This is a genomic window from Dyadobacter psychrotolerans (genome assembly GCF_004349265.1).
Classification (GTDB): Bacteria; Bacteroidota; Bacteroidia; order Cytophagales; family Spirosomataceae; genus Dyadobacter; species Dyadobacter psychrotolerans.
On record NZ_SMFL01000003.1, the window covers coordinates 316,372 to 334,292 of the forward strand.

Genomic DNA, 17,921 nt, shown 5'->3' on the forward strand with positions numbered 1-17,921 from the left:
TTTATACCGACTACATAAAAAATGTCCTTCGCACAATTCAGCACGAAGGACATTTTCTATATACCTGAGACATTATTATTTGTTTGGCTGAGGCGTATAGCGCAGGTATGGCTTTACGATGTTCAGCCCCTTTAGAAATTTCTTTTCCGCATCAGCTGTGCTTACCGCGGGAATGACAATCACGTCCTCGCCATCCTTCCAATCAGCCGGAGTTGCTACGGAGTAATTTGCAGTCAATTGAAGTGAATCAACAACACGTAAAATTTCAGTAAAATTACGGCCTGTTGATGCAGGATATGTTAACGTCAATTTCACTTTTTTATCCGGCCCGATAATAAACACAGAACGCACGGTTGCTTTTTCGCTTGCATTCGGGTGGATCATGTCATACAATTCGGCTACCTTCCTGCCTTCGTCTGCAATGATCGGAAAATTTACTTCGGTATTATTTACCTCATTAATATCCGGAATCCAGCGGTTATGCGAATCGATGTCGTCCACGCTCACAGCCAGAACTTTGACATTACGTTTCTGAAATTCACCTTGCAAAAGAGCAGTTTTGCCTAGTTCGGTTGTACAAACAGGTGTAAAATCAGCAGGGTGAGAAAACAAAAGTCCCCAGCTATCGCCTAACCATTCATGAAATTTGATCGGGCCCTGTGTTGTATTTGCCTCGAAATCCGGGGCGATATCTCCTAATCGAAGTGACATAATTTATGAAATTTTAAATGAAACATTTAATCTATAAAACTTGTAGAGTTTAACACAAATTTAAATAATTAGTTTCACTTAAACCGTAATTTATGCAATTATATACGAGCCTACACGTGATGCCATAAGTAAGTCAACAAACCAAATGCTTATAGATAATTTTAGGTCCTCGTTAACCCAACCCGAAATACGGCAAGGAATTTGTATTTGCATGATTTTTTGGTTTATATTTAATCATGATCCCAAGTAATCCCATTTACCTTGACAATAATGCCACAACACCCATGGATCCGCGGGTGCTCGCAGAAATGTTGCCCTACTTTATTGAAAAATTTGGAAATGCAGCCAGTCGTACGCACGCCTTTGGTTGGGAAGCAGAGGAAGCGGTTGAGATTGCAAGGGAAAATGTTGCTGAACTGATTGGCGCCAGTCCTAAAGAAATCGTTTTTACTTCCGGAGCAACCGAGGCAATTAACCTGGCTTTGAAAGGAATTTTTGAAGGTGCTGCTTCAAAGGGGAATCACATTATTACGGTACAAACTGAACATAAGGCGGTTCTTGATACCTGCCAACACCTTGAAAAATTGGGTGCGCAAATCACCTACTTATCAGTTGACAGCAACGGGTTAATTAATCTGCATGAACTTGAAAATGCAATCACGGAGCAAACCATTTTAATTTCCGTCATGTATGCCAATAACGAAACGGGTGTCATTCAACCTGTAAAGAAAATTGGTAAAATCGCAAAAAAACACGGTGTGTTGTTTTTCTCAGATGCTACACAGGCAGTGGGAAAGATCCCCGTCGATCTGTCCACAGACGGAATTGATCTCATGTGTTTCAGTGCACATAAGTTGTACGGACCAAAAGGGGTTGGTGCATTGTTTGTCAAGAAGAATATTGCCACATCTGTTACAGCGCAAATTGATGGCGGCGGACATGAGCGGAATATGCGAAGCGGTACATTGAACGTTCCGGGAATCGTGGGTTTTGGAAAAGCCTGCGCTTTATGTCATGAACAGATGGAATTTGAACTGCAGATACTGAAAGTGCTCCGGAACCGTTTTGAACATGCTCTGTATCAGATTAATGATAGTGTAATCAATGGAACTGCAGTTCCCCGTTTGCCGCATTGCACAAACGTGACTTTCCGTGATCTGGACGGAGACAGATTGATTCTTGAAGCAGGAAACCGTATTGCCTTTTCCAGAAGTTCGGCATGTACATCCGCAACCATGGAACCCAGTCATGTTTTAAAAGCCATGGGAATTCCCGGTGAAACGATAAATAATTCCTTTAGGTTTAGTCTGGGAAGGTTCACTACCGAAGAAGAAGTTGACAGAGCAGTTCAGGTATTATCTGAAATCATAGAAAATCATTTCAGTGAAAGAAATTACGGACATCATCAAAGCTTATGAACTGGCGCTGATCGCCGGAAAACGAATGGCATTGGCAACGGTCGTTCATGTGGAAGGGTCGTCGTACAGGCGGCCTGGTGCACGTATGCTCGTAACGGATGACGGGCAACTTACGGGCGCCATCAGCGGAGGTTGTTTGGAGGGTGATGCTTTAAGAAAAGCGCTGCTTGCCATTTCGCAGCAAAAAAACAAACTGGTTACCTACGATACAACAGACGATAACGATATCACTCTGGGCGTTCAGCTTGGTTGCAACGGAATCGTGCATATTCTTTTTGAACCCATTGATACAGAACAGTCTGATAATCCGATCGTTTTACTAAAAAGGGTTTTAGAAAAAAGACAAAACGCCGTTTTGGTCACGCTTTTTACATTGAATTCAAGAACCGGAAGCCAGCCCGGAACCTGTTTTTTACATCTGGAGGATGACCATACTTCGGTTGCCAATGCTTCAAATGAACTTTCCCCTGAAATGCTGCTGGCAGAAGCCGCGCAGGCAAAAAATATCCAGGATTCTTTTTTTAAATCATTCAATATCCCGGATCAAAAGCTGACAGGCTTTATTGAGTATCTGAAAACTCCTCCGTCTTTGGTGATCGCCGGTGCCGGAAATGATACCATTCCATTGATGGAAATGGCGCACATGCTGGGTTGGAACATTATTGTCGTCGATGGCCGGGCAGGTCATGCAACCAAACAGCGTTTCCCGAAAGCCAACCAGGTTTTAGTTGCGAAAGCAGATGAAGTTTTATCTTTTATTCAACCGGACGCGCAGACATTTTTCGTATTGATGACGCACAACTACAATTACGATCTCGCACTTTTGAAACACTTAATACAACTGGGCGAGTGTGTGTACATCGGTACCCTGGGGCCAAAAAAGAAACTTGAACGCATGTTCGGAGATTTGCTTTTACAGGGAATGGCGGTTTCGGAAAAACAAAAAACAAAGATATTCGGACCGACAGGACTGGACATTGGCGCGGAAACTTCCGAGGAAATTGCACTCTCTGTTTTGGCAGAAATAAAGTCAGTGATGGCTGGCAAAAAAGGAATGCCTCTCCGGGAAAAATCGGAACCCATTCATAACCGTTCCCACCAACGGGTCGACTATATAAAAGAAAATTCAGAAGACTTTACCTGCGCAGTCAGTAATTAACATGCCAGAAGAATCATACGGAATCATAATACTGGCCGCGGGCAATTCTTCACGGCTTGGAGAACCAAAACAATTGCTGCACTTTAAAGACAAAAGTCTGATCTGCCATGTTGCGGAAGAAGCAATAGCGGCAATTGGCTCGCCTGTTATTATTGTTACCGGTTCCAATTACGAACTAATTGGCAGCGAGGTTAAGTTTTTACCAATTCAACTGGAATACAATCACCACTGGCAGGAAGGAATGGCATCCTCAATTTCCACAGGTATAAGTGCTTTACTGAAAACAAACCCGTCGATCAGAGGAATTGTTATCACGGTAAGTGATCAGCCATTTGTAACATCAGCTTTATTCAGAGACCTGATCGAAACGGCGAAACAAACTTCAAAAGGAATCGTAGCAAGTGCTTATGAAAATACACTGGGAACTCCCGTTTTATTTCAAAGTCAGTATTTTGAACATCTTTTGAATCTGAAAGGCAGCGAAGGAGCGAAAAAACTTTTGAAACGGTTTAAAGAAGACGTTGCAGAAGTATCCTTCCAGCTTGGCCGCATCGACATCGACACAAAAGGGGATTATCAAAATCTTTTGAATAGCAAGTTCTAATTCATTATTCCCTTTACTCCCTTTCTCTCTCCTAATTTTTTTTCCAACTCTTGCCTGATAAATTAAAATAATCATTTACATTTACAGTGTACTATTATACTAGAACACTAAATCATTCAACTATGATCCACCTCGATAAGCTGACTTTTGGATATAGTAAGCATAAAAAGCTGTTTGAAAATTTATCCATGACACTTGCACCTGGCCATATTTATGGTTTGCTGGGCAAAAATGGAGCGGGAAAATCCAGTTTGCTGCGAAACATGGCGGGACTTCTATATCCTCTGGAAGGCAAGATCGAGGTGAACGGCTACGAACCTAAAAAGCGTCAGCCGGGATTTTTGCAGGATGTGTTTTTTATACCGGAAGAAATTTATTTGCCGCCTTTTAATATCAGCAAATATCTTTCAGTGTTATCTCCCTTCTATCCAAAATTCGATACGGAACAGTTCCAACAGTTTATCAGAGAATTTGAAATTCCTAAGGATAACAAACTGACCGATATGTCTTACGGACAAAAAAAGAAGGTGCTAATCTCTTTTGCGCTAGCTGCAAATACCCGGGTGCTGATCATGGATGAACCAACAAACGGACTGGATATTCCTTCCAAAAGTCAGTTTCGTAAAATTGTCTCTTCCGTGCTTGACCCCGACCGCATTATCCTGATTTCAACCCATCAGGTCCGTGATCTCGACAGCCTGATTGATCATATCATCATTTTGGAAAACAGCGAAATCCTTGTTCAGCATAGTATGGACACTGTTTCAGAAAAACTTTATTTTGGAACACTCGTAAACGATGAAGACAATTTACGCGCGCTTTATTCTGAACCTTCCCTTCGCGGTTTTAAAGCAGTTACGGAAAATACGGAGCAGCTAGATAGCCGGGTTGATCTGGAATATCTGTTCAATGCAGCAATAAAGAATCCGGTAAGGATTAAAGAAATTTTTAATTCATAAATATAAATCCTATAGATATTATGAATCAGACATTTGATTTACAGCGATTTACAATTTTACTCAAACTTAACTTTGTAGAAAAAGGGAGAAATTACATGCTTACCAGCGGATTATTTATCGGCCTTTTGTTTATTCTTCTCGTCCCAACCGCACTATCGGATGAATTCCTTCCCTACGGTGCTGTCCTTCACTTTATGGCGCTGCCCCTTGTTGTTCTATTAGGTGGAAGTGTATTTACGAGTTCGATGTTTTCCCAATATACATCGCCATCAACAGGAATTGCAGCTACGCTGGTTCCGGGTTCAATACTTGAAAAATTTCTGACTGCACTTGTCGTTTACCTGTGCTTCTCAGTTCTGTTACTGGGAATGTTTCTTGCCCTCCACTATTTCACCATTGATTTAGGAAACAGCAGACTGCCAGAAAATGGAAATAAATATCAATATATTCCAAAGCCTATGTTGTGGTATTTTGCATGTATCTACATCATCAGCCAGGGCGCTTTTTTTCTTGGCTCAATCTATTTTTCCAAATTCTCCTATTTAAAAACGGCCGGAATTCTGTTTTTAACCTTCGTTCTTACAATTGTTTTAAGCTCCTGGCTAACTAGCCGCCTGGTCGATGCAAGTGTGAATAGTGTACCTTTTGTACCGTGGCAAGTCAGTGCAGCAATAACTAAGGTTCCCCCGATAAAGCTTTTACGTGCCAGATATATCGTGTACTTCCCCGAGATGGTGCAATATATGATTTACGCACTCCCGGTACTTGTTATGCTTGGTCTTTGGTATATCAGCTTCCTGCGTCTTAAAGAAAAAGAATTTTAATCACAGTTATTATGGAATTTAAAGACAAACAGTCAATATATCTTCAGATAGCTGATTTTATATGTGAACAGATACTATTGGGCAAATGGCCTCCGGGGGGACGTATTTCGTCAGTCAGGGATTTGGCGGGAGAGCTGGAAGTAAATCCCAATACGGTGATGCGAACCTACGAATTTTTGCAAAGCAAGGATATTATTTTTAACAAACGCGGCATTGGTTATTTCTCAGCGGAAAATGCAGTGGGTCTTATTCTCATTTACCGCAAAGAACGTTTTCTTGAGAACGAACTTCCGGAAGTTTTTAAGACGCTTTACCTGCTCAAAATCGATATTTCAGAATTTCAGTCCCGATATGAACAGTTTCTTTCGGGTGTAACCCCTTCAACCAATTAATCAAAAGCTATGAAAACGAGCAACAAACTTCTCATTGGCTTATTTACTTTTGTCTTTTTAGCCGTAGTCGGTTCAGTTTTTACACTGAAGGCGCAGTATGATAAGATTGACAAAAATGATCCATTTTTAGGATACAACAGGCACAATTTAAAGCCCTTCAGATATTTAAAACTCCGGGGATTTCCTTTGGGCTACGTTCAGATAAAGTCGGATGCAAGCTATGGGATCATGTTTAGACAACAACAATTTTTCCAAAAGGAAATCTCTAGCTTATGGAAAATAGAAGGCGATACGCTTGTTGTTGAAAATGCCGCGAAAGTCCCGAATAATCTTTACGATAACTTCTTTAATGACTCTCCGGCATTTTACGTGACAGCGCCTGCACTATCCGGTATAACGTCAATTGGCTCTTCAATTAAAGTTTCCGACTGGCCAGGCGGAGTTTTTAATATAAGTCTGACTGATGCCGGAATGTTTCTAACTAAAAATCGTTTTGATAATTTATCGATTAAAGCAAGTTCAAAAGTTTATGTTAGAATTGAGGATCGGGAGATGATTAAGAGTGCAAGGCTGACAATGGTCGGTGCAACTAATCTGACGATCAACGGAGAAGTAATTACAAGATCTTCCGGCGACTCTATGATGATCGTTTTTGAGAAACCAACTGATAAAAATTCTTTCCGCTTACCAAAATGAATCCAGCCAAATCCCCTTATCTCAATTACTTCCTGCTGGCTGCCCGTGCGCTTTTAGCCTGGATGTTATACAGCTACGGCTGGGCGAAGCTCACCGACGGCCAGTTTGGTGTGGACGACAAAACGATGAATATGGCATTGAAAGATGTTGATTTGTTCAAACTTTCCTGGTATCTGGCAGATCATCAACCTTTCAAAGGTTTTATTGGAGTTTCTCAAATTATCTGTGCTTTGCTGCTAACCTTTAACAGAACCGCAATCATCGGCGCATTCATGTCAATACCTATCTGGCTAAATATACTCGTCTGGGATCTGACCTTTATGGGGGGAATGTCTGCTGCTTTTACATTCAGGCTGTCCTGGTACCTTATTCTGACTGCCGCGATTTTATATCAACAGAAAGAAAAAGTAGTACCTGCAATCCTTCTAACTACTGAAACGCAACCAGTTATCAAATTTCCGGTTTGGGCGTATGCGCTTCTTCCCGTGGCCGCAATTGGAATTGAAATCCTTGGTGCGATACCCAATGCACTTCTGAATTACCTCCGCTGAGCGATAATAAATATTTAAAACCCGTCTTTTAAATTCTCCAATATTTATCATCCCGAACCCGAAGGATTGATACCTTTGTGGCCTGATAAAATGATTGGAATGAGTATCATTGAAAATACAACCGGGCCAGTTGAGACACAGGCCGCTTATCTGCTGACAGACAGCCGTCAGCTCTCTTTTCCTGAACAAAGTATCTTTTTTGCGATAAAGGGACAGCGTCACGATGGACACCAGTTCCTAACCGAACTTTATCAAAAAGGTGTTCGCGAATTTGTGATCGAAGCAATTTCTTTCACAGATACATTAAGAGAAGACTTATCAAAATGGGATAAAACACGCATCTGGGTTGTTCCGTCGAGTATAAAGGCACTTCAGAAAACGGTTATGACGCACCGTAATAAATTTTCGATTCCTGTAATTGGCATTGTGGGCAGCAACGGAAAAACCATTGTAAAAGAATGGCTTGCACAACTAATTGCACCAGGTCAGCGCGTTGTAGCCAGTCCGAAAAGTTATAATTCTCAGATCGGAGTGCCGTTATCTGTCTGGAATATCAGCAAAGAACACACGATCGGGATTTTTGAGGCTGGCATTTCGCAGGCGCATGAGATGGAATATCTTCAGCAGGTTATCCAGCCAACAACCGGTATTTTCACCAATATCGGCTCTGCGCATGACAATGGATTCCGAAGCCGGAAACAAAAAATCACTGAAAAACTTCGGCTTTTCACCAAGGTACAAAAACTGATTTACCGGAAAGATTACACAGAAATCGATGAGGAAATCAGTCTGATCCTCCGGCCCGTTAACCCTTTCCTGAAAACGATAAGCTGGGGAAACAGCAATTCTGCGGCAGATGTCGAAATTTCGTACACTTTTAAAAGAACCACTACTGTTGTAACCCTAACCGGATTGCTGGGAAACAGCCGTTTTGAAACCTCCTTCCGCGATGAAGCATCTCTGGAAAACCTTGTTCACTGTATCGTTTTCCTGCTCGATTTTGGCTTGAATGAAACCCAGATTCAGCACAGAATTGAGCTGTTACGGCCGGTTTCGATGCGTCTTGAATTAAAGGAAGGAATTAATCACTGTTATATTATTGACGACACTTATAACAATGACGTTCAGGGGCTTTCGATGGCCATGAATTTTTTAGGCCAGCAGGAACAGCGAAAATTAAAAACTGTAATTCTTTCTGATGTTTTACAAACCGGACAGGCTCCTGCGGAACTGTACCATACCATTGCCAAATTACTAAGGGAAAAGTCGGTCGACAGACTTATTGGTATCGGTCCGGAAATAACCAGCCAATCGGAAAGCTTTTTTATTGAAAAACAGGAATTTTATAAAAATACGGAATCCTTTTTACGGGAATTTCCTTACACATCGCTTCACGACAGCCTGGTTTTAATCAAAGGAGCCCGTCCGTTTTCTTTTGAAAAAATCGTGCACCGTTTACAACAGAAAGTTCACGGAACTGTACTGGAAATCAACCTGGACGCGCTTACGCACAATCTCAATTTCTATAAATCCAAAGCCGGACAGGGAACAAAAATCATGGCGATGGTGAAAGCCTTTGCCTACGGAAGCGGAAGTTCGGAGGTGGCTGCATTGCTGCAGTACCACCGGGTCGACTATCTGGGGGTAGCATACACAGACGAAGGAGTAGCTTTAAGACAATCGGGAATTACACTGCCAGTGATGGTAATGAATGCTACGCCGCCCACTTTTGATTTATTGTGGCAATACAAACTCGAACCTGAAATTTACAGCAGATCCATTTTAACCGAGTGGATCGATTATGTAAACAGACGGGATGAGCCCTCTGCAACACCACCGGTACACCTGAAACTGGATACCGGCATGCACCGATTGGGCTTTGTGGAAAGCGATTACGAATGGCTTCTTGACCAATTAACGCAGAATCCGGGCGTACGTATTTCAAGTGTTTTTTCACATTTGGTTGGAGCCGATGAGGGTGAGCACAACGCATTTTCAAAAGAACAATACCGGCGTTTTATTGAAGGTGTTTCACAGATTGAGCAGGCAATAGGTTATCCCGTAATCAAGCATATTCTCAATTCGGCAGGAATAGTTCGTTTTCCGGAATACAGGCTGGATATGGTTCGCCTGGGCATTGGTATGTATGGCGTCGAAGCTACAAACCGGGAACAGGATTCTTTGCAATCCGTTGGAACATTAAAAACCATTGTATCTCAGATCAAATATTTATCTGCCGGAGAAACGGTGGGATACAGCAGAAAAGGCCAGATTACACACGATTCTGCCATTGCTACGCTGGCAATCGGTTATGCTGACGGTTACGACAGAGGTTTAGGAAACGGCGTTGGCAAAATTTCTGTCAATGGAAAATTGTGTCCTACGATCGGTAATATTTGTATGGACATGACGATGATCGACGTTACAGACGCAGAAGTGGAAGAAGGCGATGAAGTTATCGTTTTTGGAAAGGAAGTACCTATTACAGATCTGGCAAAGAGTATTGGCACCATACCATACGAAGTACTTACGGGAATCGGCGAACGTGTTAAACGTGTTTTTTACAAAGAATAATTTCAGACTAAAATAGAAAAGCCCGCTTCCTGATTTAGAAACGGGCTTTTTTAATTACTTTTTATTAATTATTTTTTTCTGCTTCTACAACGGTTATACCTTCCGAAACAGGAGTCTCGTCTGCCTCAGCAAGTTCCTCAGTTTTCACCGGTTCGTCTACAAATAACTTAACTTTCATCACATCTTCCAGTTTGACATCGTAGAATGCTTTGTGAATGTTCAGGGCTTCTTCGCCTTCTTCTACTTCACACTTCACATAAGTGCCGTCCTCCTGCATTTCATAGGCATTCACATTATCCTGCAAACTAAAATACAAAATATGAATCGCCTGCTGACGTACGCGGGGATCTACCAGTTTGAAGAGAGACTCGATCCTTTTGTCAAAACTGCGGACCATCGCATCAGCACTTCCGCCGTAGACCAGCGGTTCGCCCTTTTGATGGAAATAAAATAACCGTGAGTGTTCCAGAAAATCACCAACCAGCGATCGCACTGTAATATTTTCACTCAGTCCTTTTCTACCCGGACGCAAACAACACATACCGCGAACGATCAGCTGTATCGGAACACCTGCCTGTGAAGCCTGGTAAAGCTCAAGAATAATATCTTTGTCTTCAAGGGAATTGATTTTTATACAAATTCCACTCGGTAAACCAGCTTGCGCATTTGTCGCTTCCTGCTGAATCAGCTCAATCAGTTTTGCCCGCATGTATCTCGGAGCTGTGATCAGATTCTGATATTCTGACGGTATTGAGTGGCCAGTGATTACGTTAAAAAACTCAGAAATATCGTGGGTATATTCTTCATTTGAAGTCAACAATCCGGTATCCGTGTAAAGCCGGGAAGTATCTTCGTTATAATTACCACTCGACAAATGGGCATACCGTAAAACCCTGTTACCCTCATTCCTAACGATCAGCAACAATTTAGTATGGGTTTTCAGCAAACCAATACCATAAATTACAAAACATCCGGCTTTCTGTAAGCGCTGCGCTTCCTTTATGTTATTCTCTTCATCAAACCTGGCTTTTACCTCAAACAAAACAGCAACGTGTTTCCCGTTTTCAGCAGCATGAAGCAAGGCCTCAGTTACACGTGAATTTTTTGCAAGACGATAAATCGTCAATTTTATGGAAAGTACCTTCGGATCTTCCGCAGCCTGTTCCAATAACTGAAGTACCGGTTCAAAATTATTATAAGGATGATGAAGCAAAATATCACGCTCCTTCATCACCTCAAAAATATCCGGAATACGTTCCCTTTCCAATCCCAAAGGAGGAACAGAAGCATGGACAGGAGGTATCTGATCTTTAAATTCCGGATGTTTAATGATAGACCATAATGAGGTATAATCAATTATTCCATCTATCAAAAAAACATTATAATCATCAATCTCCCAGCGCTTTTTTATCAGGTTTAGAAGATCAGGATTAGCATCGGGCTCGATAGAAACCTGTACAACCCTGCCTAAACGGCGGCTTTTTATCTTTTGTTTTATTTCGTCGATAAAGTCAGATTCAACATCGTCACTTTCTTCCAGAGAAAAATCACCATTACGGATAATTCTGAAAAGGTTTGTTGAAACGATATCTACATTGCGGTAAAGCTTGTGAATGTATTCCCGAACGATTACTTCAATTGGCAAAAGCAACAACTCCTCTTCGCGTTCGATGGCATAAAATCTTGGAAGATTAAGAGGGAGCTGAACAAAAGAAAGTTTACGATCTTCTTCCGAAGTTGTGCCTTTTACCTGCGTAATCACTCCCAAAATCAAAACCTTTGCAAGTAAAACCGGAAAAGCATGAGTATAATCGAAAAGCATGGGTGTCAGCATTGGATACACCGTACGTTCGAAATATTCCGCTACATCTTCTTTTTCCTTTTCATTGATTTCATCCAGTTTTATAATCCTGAAACCGTGGCGGGCAAATAAAGGAAGTAAATGGTTTGTATAACACTCATTTTGTTTGCGAACCGAATCATGCAGTTCCTTCATCAGAAGCTTTCTGAAAGGAATCTCTCTTAGTCCCGAATAATCCAGACGTTCTTTACCGAAATCGAGATAATTATATAAACTGCCAATCCGGATCGTAAAAAATTCATCCAGATTTGAAGCCGTAATAGCAAGAAACTTAAGCCTGTCAAAAAGATTCCGCTCCTCATCCATGGCCTGATCCAGCACCCTGTCATTGAATTTCAACCAGCTAAGGTCACGACTGATAAAGTCACTTTGCTGGACAAGGGTATTCGCTTTTTCCGCAGAACTGATCAATTTTGAATCCTCCATAGGTACAGGTTCTTTGGGGTTTTTAAAAAAGGAAAATATGTTAGTCAATCTACCCTTTTTTTCGTTGCTGTATATGGAATCGGTTGGGCCAGGCATAATCGTAAAAATCTAAATAAAACTTTTTATAGTGTATGGTAACTTACAATTTAACGAATGTACGAACCTTATGTTTTCGCGCACATGAACATTCTGTTAAGTTTTCAGCAAAAAAAGAAACGGATGACTGTATCTGATCAGTCATCCGTTTCAATTCTTATGCCGGAAGCTAACCTCTACACGTCAACACGTGCATATTTTGCATTCTTTTCAATAAAATCTCTTCTTGGGCCTACTTCATCACCCATCAGCATCGAGAACAAATGATCCGCTTCTGCTGCCGACTCGATAGAAACCTGTTTAAGACTTCTTTTATCCGGGTTCATTGTTGTTTCCCACAGCTGCTCAGCGTTCATTTCTCCAAGACCTTTGTAACGTTGTACGTTCACCGTGTCCTCTCTTCCGTTACCCACTTCTTTCACAGCAATTTCACGCTGCGCTTCGGTCCAGCAATAGCGTTCTTCTTTTCCTTTTTTAACAAGGTAAAGAGGCGGCTGAGCAATATAAATATACCCGTGATCGATCAGAACTTTCATATAACGGAAGAAGAACGTAAGGATCAAAGTCCTGATGTGACTTCCATCGATATCCGCATCCGTCATGATTACGATTTTGTGATAACGCAGCCTGTCAATATTCAAAGCACGTTCGTCACCTTCTTTTCCGATCTGAACACCCATGGCAGTGAACATGTTCTTGATCTCCTCGTTTTCATAGATCCGGTATTCCTGTGCTTTTTCAACATTCAGGATTTTACCTCGTAATGGAAGAATTGCCTGAAACGCGCGGTTACGGCCTTGCTTAGCTGTTCCACCCGCAGAGTCCCCTTCGACAAGATACAGCTCACAAACAGATGGATCTGTTTCTGAACAATCTGACAGCTTACCGGGTAGACCAGTTCCGCTCATCACGTTCTTGCGCTGCACCATTTCGCGTGCTTTTTTTGCAGCGATACGTGCTTTTGCAGCAAGAATTACTTTGTCAATGATCGTCCTTGCTTCCTTTGGATGCTCTGCAAGATAATTTTCAAGCATTTCTGCCACAACCTGACTTACCACACTCACTACCTCGGAGTTACCAAGTTTGGTTTTCGTCTGACCTTCAAACTGAGGTTCTGCAACTTTAACCGAAATTACAGCCGTTAGACCTTCACGGAAGTCATCTCCGCTGATCTCAATTTTTTCCTTTGCTAATACACCGGATTTTTCCGCGTATCCTTTCAGCGTCCTCGTAAGAGCAGCTCTGAAACCGGAAACGTGTGTACCGCCTTCAACTGTATTGATGTTATTTACATAAGAAAATACATTCTCACCATAGGAAGTGTTGTACATCATCGCGATTTCCACAGGCACCGACCCTTTGGTATTTTCCATGTAAATCGGCTCCGGAATCAATGCTGTACGGGTTCCTTCAAGATAAAGGACGAATTCATTAAGACCAATTTCCGAGTGAAACTCTTCGCTGCGGAAAGTGCCGTCCTCATTTTCTTCTCTCTTGTCTTCAAGTGTAATCCGAATGCCTTTATTCAAAAAAGACAATTCTCTTAACCTTGTAGCAACGGTTTCATATTTGTATTCTGTAACCGTGAAAATCGTATTATCAGGCAGGAAGTGAATGAATGTTCCGGTTTTCTCAGATTCACCGATTACACGTACAGGATACAACGGTTTACCTTCACTGTACTCCTGTTCAAATATCTTTCCTTCACGGTGAATTTCTACACGAAGATGTATTGAAAGTGCGTTAACGCAGGATACCCCTACTCCGTGCAAACCACCGGAAACTTTATAAGTGTCTTTATCAAATTTACCACCGGCATGAAGCACTGTAAGAACAACTTCCAGGGCCGATTTTTTTTCTTTTGCCATGATCCCGGTTGGAATACCGCGACCATTATCCTGCACTGTAATGGAATTATTTTTTTCTATCGTAACGTTAATTGTGTCACAATAGCCCGCCATCGCCTCATCAATGGAGTTATCTACAACTTCCCAAATCAAATGGTGAACACCTTTAAAACCCGTGTCACCGATGTACATCGCCGGACGCTTACGTACGGCCTCTAAACCTTCAAGAACCTGGATATTTTGGGCTGAATATGAATTTACTTCAAGCACTGTTTCGTTTGACATATAGTTTGTTTTACCCGACAATAAAAAGAGCCATTTAAGGTGCCTTATAACATGCAAATGTACGTCTTTTTTACCCAAAAACCTAGTCAAAATTCAATATTGCTACCCGGAAAAATCAAATAAATGTTTAGTTGTACTTAGGCTACTATTTAGAGGAATTATCCTAAAACAGAGTATCTGATCAAAATTGCAATTGAAGGATCTGTAACAGTTTATAACCTGGTCATCCTAATATTACTTAGTTAAAAACAAAAACGGATACCCGAGCCGGATATCCGTTTTTGACTGATTTATCATGAAATTTATTTTTCCATCGGATGTTCTTTCAACAACTGGTCAGGAGAGTAAAAGTCAACTTTTTTTGCTGTTGCAGCTCTCACTTTTTTAACCTTATCAGCTGTAATTGCCACACCCTGATTACCAAATGAGTTACGCACATAAGTAAGCACCGCCGCCACTTCTTCGTCATTCAATAAACCTCCGAAAGGTGTCATTGGAACCTGGCCCGGGAATTTTTGTCCGCCGACTTCAATTGGCCCAAGTAATCCTTTCAGCACGACCTTGATCAAACGGTCATCACTGCCGGTTACCCATTTATTGCCCGTCAAAGGAGGAAATCCTGACGAAACAAGACCTTTGCCATCCGGCTGGTGACAGGTGGAGCAATAACCCTCTTTGGCATAGATAGTTTTACCCATATTGAAAAGATCCAGTTCTTTACCTTTCAGACCGGTTTTAGCAACTACTTCCTTTTCCTTTTTCACAGGCAAGCCACTAATGTGCGCAACCGCGGCGTCATAGGCATGGATCATCCATTCGTCCAAAGGTTTCTTTTTAGCTTCTGCCAGGATCGGCAGACCTTTTTCTTTTGGCAACCAGCTTGCGGAAACAATCGCTTCCAGACGTACCCTTCCATTTTCATCCCGCGCAGCCTGCATCAGCAAATCAGCCTGATCTGCGACCTGATGACCAGTGTACCGAGCCACATTTACAGCAGCAGCGCGTGCATGATAATCTTTGGCTTTAAGCATTTGTCTAAGCAGCTTTTGGTCCACTTTATTCAACCCCCAGCTTACCCACAGTCCTTCCAACACATGATGTTCGTATCTCGGATCATTTTTATCCAGACCAGCCACCCATTTTGTCAGTTTTGTTAAAACCTGATTTACATCCCTTCCCCTCAACTCACGGCGTGTTCTGTAACGGGTACGGTATTCCGGCAATTTCAGGTTATCCAAAAGCTCTTCAATGCTGGCATCTGCCACCTTTGCCGGTTTAACCAACGGTCTGGACGGATATGTGATTCGATAAACCCTTCCATGTGAGTGGTCACGCAATGGATCCCTTGCATTGTGCTGCATGTGACCGATCAGTATGTTATGCCAGTCGATCAGATAAAGCGAACCGTCCGGAGCAAACTCCATATCAACAGGCCTGAAATTCCGGTCTTCACTCACAACCAGATCCATACGATGGGTACTTTTATAACCCGTTCCGTCGTCTCTTAAAGTATGTTCTTTCGTACCTAAGAATCCGATTGTATTGTTGATCAGCATATCCCCCTGCAATTCATCCGGAAAATGACGGCTTGAAACAAATTCAAGACCAGATGTCGGACGAACACGGTGCGCTTCCTCGATCAGCTGAACAGATTTATGCGTTGCCTCACCGTACCTTGGCAGAACCGTTCCCGGCATCATCCAGCGTACGTCCGGGCTTGATGTTTCCGCAAAAAACGGCTGTCCCCAGTCATCGAATGCAATTCCCCACGGATTTGGAATTGAAAGCTGTGCAGTCCTTTCCAGCTTGTGTAGCTGTGGACTGTAACGATAAAATCCGCCATTGGTTGCCCGCACCGGCCCGTACGAAGTTTCTACATTGGTATGCAAAAACACGCCTTCACCTGAATAAATAGCTCCTGAAGGATCCACCGTAAAAGCGTGGCTGTTGTGATGTGTATCATGATCATCAAAACCGCTTAACAGAATTTCAACCTTGTCAGCCTTGTCATCACCATTAGTATCCTGGTAAAATTTAAGGTTTGTACCCTGAGATACATAAACACCCTCGGGAGCAATTTCAAAACCTACCGGAAGATGCAGGCCATCTGCAAAAACCGTTTGTTTGTCTGCTTTCCCGTCTCCGTTGGTATCTTCCAGAATAATAATCTTATCGTTCGGCTTGGAATCTCCCGGTTTGTAATGCGGGTAACTTGGCATGGTTGCTATCCACAATCTGCCTTTGTTATCAAACGACATCTGCATCGGTTTTGCCAAATCAGGAAATTGCTCTTCAGATGCAAAAAGTTCAATTTTATACCCTTCCGGCACTTTAAGTTTTTTCACTGCATCGTCTCCGTACAGATATTCCAGACTGCCGTTTTTCTCCGGGTTAAAGTTTGTTTTAACCGGCGGTAACTGTTTGGTGTTTTTGTCGGCGGCCGCAAGGTCCATCTTCTCCCCTTTCGAAGCAGCCAGCCAGATTGCTGTATCACGAATTGCATTCAGTTCTCTGATTTTGATAATCTCAGCAGGGTAATTATCAGGACCAAAAGGATTATAACGGCGGCCATAAACGTGTACGCCATTTGGGACCTTTATATCATTGTGCCACATAAAGTTTTTCTCCGCAACCGCTGCCTGAACCAAACTTCTGTTTGTTTCTACCTTTGGTAAAACTTTGCCAAAAATTTGATCTGTTAAAAGTAAACTAAGCTTCCTATAACCGGCATCATTCAACTGCGAACCATCAATAGTCAGATCTTCCTTTGTAGTTGCATACCAGCTTTGTGACGGAGTAAACGCGTCCACGTAAAGTACCTTATTTTGAGCTGCCACTTCCTTCATGGCCTGCGCGTACATGGCAATATTTACATTTTCCTTTTTACCATTCGGCAGGTCAAATTTTGCGGAAAGGTCTTCAAAAGCAATTGGTGAAACCAGTGCAAGCTGCGGTGGATTGGCACCATTGTAGTTTTGACTCAATGTGTGTTTTACAAAAGCATCCAGTTCAGCTTTGTAATTAGCAAGTCCCGTCTTACCCTGAAAAGATTCGTTGTAACCAAAGAAGGCTATAATGACATCTGCTTTAAGGCGTGTAAGCCATTGGTCCGGGGTGTCGAAATGACCTTCACTTCCTGAATTTGTAGCCAGTTCCGTTTGGAATTTTTCTGCTCCCGGAAATGCCCAGGGAAGGTTGCGGCTTGCATGGGGCCTGAATCCGGGCGTATCACCCCCATCACACATATTACGGATAAAGAGCGACAGCTCGGGATAACGCACCTGCATCTCCGTTTCAAAGTGCCCGTAGTTCATCATTCTGGAACCCAGGTTATTGCCTAATAAAACAATGCGGGATCCTTTGTCAATTTTTAGTACTTCCGACTGGCTGAACTGGAACGCACTGACAGCCATAACTGCCAATCCGACTGCTAGCAACAATCCGGTTATACCTTTTTTTCTGGGTTTAGTCATTTTGATTTTGGTGAATAGATCAGATTTGAAAAGAAATTAACAGTC

13 protein-coding genes are annotated in these 17,921 nt (G+C 42.2%); 9 read left to right on the forward strand and 4 right to left on the reverse strand.

Translation table 11 applies throughout. From position 1 onward, the window contains the following. Nucleotides 1-75: 75 nt before the first annotated feature. Complete coding sequence (locus E0F88_RS09170) at nucleotides 76-711, reverse strand: peroxiredoxin (protein ID WP_131957936.1); 636 nt, start codon at nucleotides 709-711, stop codon at nucleotides 76-78. Nucleotides 712-947: 236 nt separating this feature from the next. Between E0F88_RS09170 and E0F88_RS09175 the strand changes: the two genes are divergently transcribed. From E0F88_RS09175 to E0F88_RS09215, 9 genes are all read left to right on the forward strand, one after another. Then, nucleotides 948-2,129, forward strand: a complete 1,182-nt coding sequence (locus E0F88_RS09175; RefSeq protein WP_131957937.1) for a cysteine desulfurase family protein — start codon at nucleotides 948-950, stop codon at nucleotides 2,127-2,129. Then, entirely contained in the window at nucleotides 2,095-3,288 is a 1,194-nt protein-coding gene (locus E0F88_RS09180) for an XdhC family protein (protein WP_131957938.1), read from the forward strand. The genes E0F88_RS09175 and E0F88_RS09180 overlap by 35 nt, the downstream gene beginning before the upstream one ends. A gap of 1 nt (nucleotide 3,289) precedes the next feature. Beyond that, entirely contained in the window at nucleotides 3,290-3,892 is a 603-nt protein-coding gene (locus E0F88_RS09185; protein ID WP_131957939.1) for a nucleotidyltransferase family protein, read from the forward strand. Nucleotides 3,893-4,014: 122 nt separating this feature from the next. Further along, nucleotides 4,015-4,851 (forward strand): ABC transporter ATP-binding protein, encoded by an 837-nt coding sequence (locus tag E0F88_RS09190; RefSeq protein ID WP_131957940.1) that lies wholly within the window; start codon nucleotides 4,015-4,017, stop codon nucleotides 4,849-4,851. A gap of 20 nt (nucleotides 4,852-4,871) precedes the next feature. Beyond that, the gene (locus E0F88_RS09195; RefSeq protein ID WP_131957941.1) at nucleotides 4,872-5,675 is read left to right on the forward strand and encodes a hypothetical protein; all 804 of its coding nucleotides are present in this window, start codon (nucleotides 4,872-4,874) and stop codon (nucleotides 5,673-5,675) included. Between the two features lie 11 nt (nucleotides 5,676-5,686). Then, nucleotides 5,687-6,067 carry a GntR family transcriptional regulator gene (locus E0F88_RS09200; protein WP_131957942.1) on the forward strand — a complete coding sequence of 127 codons (381 nt, stop codon included), beginning with the start codon at nucleotides 5,687-5,689 and terminating at the stop codon, nucleotides 6,065-6,067. A 9-nt stretch (nucleotides 6,068-6,076) separates the two neighbouring features. Next, the gene (locus E0F88_RS09205; RefSeq protein ID WP_131957943.1) at nucleotides 6,077-6,763 is read left to right on the forward strand and encodes a hypothetical protein; all 687 of its coding nucleotides are present in this window, start codon (nucleotides 6,077-6,079) and stop codon (nucleotides 6,761-6,763) included. Beyond that, nucleotides 6,760-7,314, forward strand: a complete 555-nt coding sequence (locus E0F88_RS09210; RefSeq protein ID WP_131957944.1) for a hypothetical protein — start codon at nucleotides 6,760-6,762, stop codon at nucleotides 7,312-7,314. The genes E0F88_RS09205 and E0F88_RS09210 overlap by 4 nt, the downstream gene beginning before the upstream one ends. A gap of 99 nt (nucleotides 7,315-7,413) precedes the next feature. Continuing rightward, the gene (locus E0F88_RS09215) at nucleotides 7,414-9,888 is read left to right on the forward strand and encodes a bifunctional UDP-N-acetylmuramoyl-tripeptide:D-alanyl-D-alanine ligase/alanine racemase (RefSeq protein ID WP_131957945.1); all 2,475 of its coding nucleotides are present in this window, start codon (nucleotides 7,414-7,416) and stop codon (nucleotides 9,886-9,888) included. A gap of 64 nt (nucleotides 9,889-9,952) precedes the next feature. On the opposite strand, the gene ppk1 is transcribed toward E0F88_RS09215, so the two are convergent. The 3 genes from ppk1 to E0F88_RS09230 form a co-directional block, all read right to left on the reverse strand. Next, entirely contained in the window at nucleotides 9,953-12,271 is a 2,319-nt protein-coding gene (gene ppk1 / locus E0F88_RS09220) for a polyphosphate kinase 1 (protein WP_131957946.1), read from the reverse strand. Nucleotides 12,272-12,447: 176 nt separating this feature from the next. Then, nucleotides 12,448-14,403: a DNA topoisomerase (ATP-hydrolyzing) subunit B gene (gyrB, locus tag E0F88_RS09225; protein WP_131957947.1), complete on the reverse strand. Its 1,956-nt coding sequence runs from the start codon at nucleotides 14,401-14,403 to the stop codon at nucleotides 12,448-12,450. Nucleotides 14,404-14,705: 302 nt separating this feature from the next. Beyond that, complete coding sequence (locus tag E0F88_RS09230) at nucleotides 14,706-17,876, reverse strand: PVC-type heme-binding CxxCH protein (RefSeq protein ID WP_131957948.1); 3,171 nt, start codon at nucleotides 17,874-17,876, stop codon at nucleotides 14,706-14,708. Between the last annotated feature and the right edge of the window lie 45 nt (nucleotides 17,877-17,921).